This is a genomic window from Bartonella sp. P12B (genome assembly GCF_055796185.1).
Genome location: NZ_JBTTDI010000030.1, coordinates 1 through 5,606, shown reverse-complemented (window position 1 = coordinate 5,606; position 5,606 = coordinate 1). Strand labels below are relative to the sequence as shown.

The window sequence follows — 5,606 nt, the reverse complement described above, 5'->3', positions numbered from 1 at the left end:
GGCATTGTTTCTTCGATGGTGACAGCGGGTTTGACCAGCCAATTGACAGATATGGCAGGGGTTGGTCAATCTTTACCCAAAACGGCTCCCTTTGCAGAACGGATTGCCCATGAAGCGGAAAAGAACCTAATCAAAGCTTCCATTGGCGCGGGTGTGCAAACGGTTCTTGAAGGTGGTTCTCTTGAGAAGAATTTTTTCAACAATCTGCGCACTGCCTTGTCTGATACGGTTGGCAAGACGATAGCGGAAGAAATTGGCACAGCCAGGGCTGAAGGAAAGATCGACACAGTTACACAGATTGTTGCCCATGCTGGTCTTGGTTGCTTAAAAGGTGCTATTGCAAGCGGTGCTTGCTCTGCTGGTGCCGTGGGTGGTGCTGTGGGTGAAGCTACCGCAATGCTTCAGTTTAAACTGTGGGTGAAGGGCATTGTAAAAGAGGAAATGGGGGACCTGAAGGGTCGCACACCAACTCCTGAAGAACAAGCCCGCATTACGGCAAGGATTGATGCTGAATTTGCTTCCTTTAGAGACAACACCATTAATGTTGCACGGGCTGCGGGTGGCTTTGCTGCTGGCCTTGCCGGTGGTGATGTGAATAGCGGTGCCGATGCGGCAGGAAATGCCGCGGAAAACAACTACCTCAGCAGCGCTCAACAAGCACAGATGGAGAAAGAGTTAAAAGAATGCCATGATTATTTGTGTAAAACAAAAGTGTGGGCGAAATGGTCTGCGATTAGTGGTGGGCAAGATATAAGTCTTGCAGCTGGTGTGGTTGCTGGTGTGCCTGCTGAAATATACGATACGGTTGATGGTTTTGCGCAAATGGCTAGCCATCCCATCGATACTTTGAAGGCACTCAAAGATTTCTTCACAAGTGGTGAGGTGTTGGCGACCATTGGGCAGTCCTATGTAGAGCGTATTGATCATCTGACAGCGGAATATGAAAGAGCAGGGGCAAGTGGCGCCTTTAATGCTGGTGTTGAAATCGGAAAATTATTGACTGAAGTCGCAGCATTGTTTGCTGGAGGTGCTGGGTTAGCCAAGGGTGGTGTAAAGCTTATTGGCAAGCTTTCCGAAAAGGCTCTTAATAAACTTGCTGTTAAGGCTGAAACAACGGCTGCAAAAGTAGGTAGCGAAGTTTCTCAAACACTCGGAAAGATGAGCGATGAAGCTATTGCAACTCAATATTTGGGGCAGGAAAGAAAATTCTGGTCAGCAGATCCCATTGAGGTTGAGTTTGGAATGACTTACAAGGGAGAGAAAATTACTCAGAAAAACAAAGTTTATCAAAGAGATGATCTGTTCGATCCTAACAGAATTTCTGAGTGGGAAGGAAAAAATGGAACAGTAACAGGAACAAATATTGAAAGGATGAAAGCAGGAAGAGCACCTATAGGTTTTGATGGAAGATCTGTTGAGTTGCATCATATGCTGCAAATGCAAGATGGCCCCATAGCAGAGATTAGCTGGACATTTCATAAAGGCAATCACTCAGTTATTCACATTAATCCTAACACGATGGGATCTGGTATTGATAGGGATGCATTTGCTTTGTGGAGACAGAAATACTGGAAAGAACGTGCTAAAGGTTATGAAAAAATAAAGATATAGAAACTAAAAAATAATTTATGGAGAATAATTTATGAAAGCTTATACTTTATCGGATGTTGCACAATTAGTGGATAAATATAGTGATCGTGTTAATTTTGGTACTGCAGATAATGCGGTTAATGATGTCTTAATTGAAAAGGCTGAGAAAACTCTTGGTTTGCAATTTACATCATCTTATAAGAGTTTTTTGAAAAATTACGGAAGAGGAGAAATTGGTTGTGATGAAATATTGAGCGTTCATCGTACGGATTTAGAGATTGCCCGGAGTGATGATATTGTCTATAATCATCTACTCGATATAAAAAATGGTTTTGCAAGACTACAACAACTCGTTGTTTGTGCGAATGATTTTAATGAAATATTTTACTTTGATTATTCTCAGTTTCAGGATGGTGAATGCCCACTCTATTTCAGATTTCCATCAGGAGATCCCCAGTATTATGCCAGTAATTTTTATGAATTTTTATGCAAAAGAATTAAGGATAATCTTGGTTATGATTCATGAAAATTTATACTTTAACTGATGTTGCACAATTAGTGGATAAATATAGTGATATCATAAATTTCGGTACTGCAGAGGATGCAGTTAGCGATGTACGGATTAAAGAGGCTGAAGAAATTCTCGGTTTGCAGTTTACAATTTCTTATAAAGATTTTTTAAAAAATTATAAAGGAGGAGAAATTGGTTATGAGGAAATTTTTAGCATTTATAATGCAAGTTTTGAGGATCATCCTGCTGGTGATATTGTTTATTATCACTTAACAGATATAAGAAATGGTTTAGCAAAACCACAGCAGCTTGTTGTCAGTAGAACTGATTTTGGTGAAACATTTTATTTTGATTATTCTCAGTTTCGGGATGGCGAATGCCCACTTTATGTCGAGCTACCATCTGGGACTTCAGAGTATTATGCGAGTAATTTTTATGAATTCCTCTGCAAAAGAATCACAGCTCGTATAGCATGATATCCTTCGTATGGCAGTTTTATTTACAAAGTGGAATGCTAAGTCGCTATTCTTCTCTTGTTATAAAAAGTAAAATATTATTGTTTGTGGGAATGAGTATTGAATAATCACTTCTGGGAGGATTGTCTATGAAAACTTATACTTTAGATGATGTTGCACAATTAGTTGATAAATATGGTGATGATGTCAATTTTGCTACTGAAGATAAGGCAGTTGATGATATAGTGATTAAGGAGGCTGAAGAAATTCTCGGTTTGCAGTTTACAATTTCTTATAAAGATTTTTTAAAAAATTATAAAGGGGGAGATATTGGTGGTGAAGAAATCTATAGTCTTTATGAGAATCCTATGGGTATTCCTGCTGATGATATTGTTGAGCAAAACTTAAATTACAGAAAAAAAAATATGCGCTACCACAGCAGCTTGTTGTCAGTAGAACTGATTTTGGTGAAACATTTTATTTTGATTATTCTCAGTTTCGGGATGGTGAGTGTCCACTCTATTTTGAGATAACTGGTGATCCTCAGTATTACGCTAGTAATTTTTATGAATTTTTATGTAAAAAAATTAAGGATAATTTGGGTTATGATTCATGAAAACCTATATCTTAGATGATGTCATAGAATTGGTTAATAAATATGAAGGTGATATTGTCAATTTTTGTTCTGAAGAAAAGGCGGTTGATGATATATGGATTGAAAAAGCTGAAAAAGCTCTCGGTTTGCAATTCACAACGTCTTACAAAGCTTTTTTAAAACATTATAAAGGGGGAGACATTGCTGGTTATGAAATCTTTAGCCTTTATAAAGATTGTGTAGAGTTTCCTTTTAATGATATTGTTCACCAAAACTTAAATTATTATAGAAAAGAAGGCTTTGCAACACCAGAACAGTTTGTTGTCAGTAGAACTGATTTTGGTGAAACCTTTTACTTTGATTATACGCAGTTTCGGGATGGAGAATGCCCACTCTATGTCATGCTTCCATCTGAAGATTGCGAATATTACGCCAGTAATTTTTATGAATTCCTTTGCAAAAGAATTAAAGAAAGCGTGGGAACTGAGATACCTGATGGTGATCAACAGATTGAAAAGGTGGAGAAAACTCTCCCTCCTCAACCTCTCCCTTTTTACAAGAGTCTTTGGAAAAAGATATGGCGATGGAGTAATTCCTAAAAACCTATACCTTAGTATATTTTGCACAATTTTAAACCTGCCATTGTTTTATCCAAAGAAGCAATAAAATCTAAGCAGCTTATCTCTGTTTTTATTAAACAGGTGGCGGAAAGATTTGATGATCAACGAGAGATTCCTAGAAAGGAGCAGTCTCACTTTTAGAGTAGAAGGAGAAGATCACTCAATTTATCGGAAAAAAAGACAGAAAATAGTATTAAAAAAATACTGAAAAGGTTTGCGAGATTTTATAGAAGATGAGTGAGAGTTGGAATCTTTGCTTACCAGTTGAGTGACCGCAACAGTGGGGGTAATCCACTGTCCTTGGAAAAAAACAACCTCATTATTGACGGAGCTGAGGCTAATAAAATAAGGGTGGTGCAGATTTCAACAACAGTAGTGTTTTTTTTCCGGATGTGATGCAAGAGTTTAGAGTCCATGATCTAAACTTGGAGAGAAAGTTGGAAATAATCTCTTAATTCATGTAAGCGAGAATCCTTCCAACTGTCACTTTGACAATGATCTGTTTGCTCAAAAGTTTTTTCTCTATTATCGAATGTAAAAATTGTGAAAAATAAAGATTTTTTCAGTATGCTACGCAAATTCAAGATCGCTTTTAAGGTGGTTAGCTCTATTGTTTTGATTCATTCTCTATAGCCACCGCATCATTCTCATAAAACAAAGGATAAATATGATCATGCGGTTTTGATTTGTTATGAAAACATTTTGAATTCTTATATCCTTATCAAAATACCTTTTTATGGGCTTTTGTCTCTTGTCAGTTATTATCGTTGATTTACCCCCCTCATTTTAAAAAACATCTTTTAGATAAAAGTAAAAAACATTATTTTTCAATATGTTAGTATATTTTGAGAAATATTCAGTGCTAATAAGATGATTTATATAGACAATTAATGATATCAATTGACCAAAACCTGTCAGTATCTGTCTAAAAATTGAACTGACAGCATTTATGATTTTAGTGCGTGTTTAAATCATGTTTTATAAGAGAGCATATAAATCTTTAAAGCCTTTCAAAAGACAGCTCGTGATTATGAGAAATATTATCAAGATTTTTAGTTTTGAGGGTTTTGAAGGTTTTGAGGGTTCTTTTAGCCCCCCCTTTAAAAAAAATTTTAGTAAAAAATAAAAAGTGTTATATTTCAATAAGTTAATTTTTATCAATTTTCAAAAAACAACTGATGATTAATGATATGACGCATAAATACAACCAATATTATATGTTTTGAGGGTTTTTGAGGGTTTTGAAGGTGTCATAACGTAAAGAATAGAAACATTCATTCTTTTCTTTAAAGAGAGCTTTTGAAAGATATGAAAGCCATCATTTGAGATTGCGATATAATCTTTTAAAGGCAATGTAAAAAAATCTCATTCTATTTAAGATGGGAATTCTTAAAAGCCTTAAAGCAATCCATATGAGAATGTTTAAAAGTGCAAGGCTTCTCTTTTTAGAAGATCGCATGATAAATCATTCCTTTTAAGATTCTACATAATCAACTAACAAAAGAGTATAGATATAAACTCTATACCCCTTGTAAGATTGGCATGCTTCATAAATCTATTCAGTTTCTCTTAATTCCAAATTTGGCAGGTTTTTAACAATCTTCATTGTTTCTAAACTTACAGTAATAACCCTTTGGAACAATTCCAATGGATAAGCAGGGTTGCCAACGGTCTCAAGTGCATAGCGATTGGCATCATTAACAATGCCACTCTTTTTATCAGTTTTTACACATTGCCGTCCCATAACCCATTCAAGAGCGGGTCTACCATTTACGATATACTCATAAGCTTCCTTAGGTATATCTGTTATGATGATATTGCTATTGTAAATAACC

The 5,606-nt window shown here is 36.0% G+C and carries 5 protein-coding genes and 1 pseudogene; 5 read left to right on the top strand and 1 reads right to left on the bottom strand.

Annotation, left to right across the window (positions count from 1 at the left end):
* The 5 genes and pseudogenes from AC0QT1_RS08240 to AC0QT1_RS08220 all read left to right on the top strand — a co-directional run.
* Window positions 1–1,611, top strand: a 1,611-nt coding sequence (locus AC0QT1_RS08240) for an HNH/ENDO VII family nuclease (protein ID WP_473202090.1), incomplete at its 5' end; no start/stop codon positions are given.
* A 31-nt stretch (window positions 1,612–1,642) separates the two neighbouring features.
* The gene (locus AC0QT1_RS08235; RefSeq protein WP_473201301.1) at window positions 1,643–2,116 is read left to right on the top strand and encodes an SMI1/KNR4 family protein; all 474 of its coding nucleotides are present in this window, start codon (window positions 1,643–1,645) and stop codon (window positions 2,114–2,116) included.
* Entirely contained in the window at window positions 2,113–2,577 is a 465-nt protein-coding gene (locus tag AC0QT1_RS08230; protein WP_473201302.1) for an SMI1/KNR4 family protein, read from the top strand. The genes AC0QT1_RS08235 and AC0QT1_RS08230 overlap by 4 nt, the downstream gene beginning before the upstream one ends.
* A 128-nt stretch (window positions 2,578–2,705) precedes the next feature.
* Window positions 2,706–3,160 (top strand): annotated as a pseudogene (locus AC0QT1_RS08225) (SMI1/KNR4 family protein); the annotation flags it as partial.
* Window positions 3,161–3,168: 8 nt separating this feature from the next.
* Window positions 3,169–3,750, top strand: coding sequence for an SMI1/KNR4 family protein (locus AC0QT1_RS08220; protein WP_473202089.1), 582 nt, complete (start codon window positions 3,169–3,171; stop codon window positions 3,748–3,750).
* A 1,576-nt stretch (window positions 3,751–5,326) separates the two neighbouring features.
* Here AC0QT1_RS08220 and AC0QT1_RS08215 read toward each other — a convergent pair.
* A partial coding sequence (locus AC0QT1_RS08215; RefSeq protein ID WP_473202088.1) for a type ISP restriction/modification enzyme occupies window positions 5,327–5,606 on the bottom strand: 280 nt, incomplete at its 5' end.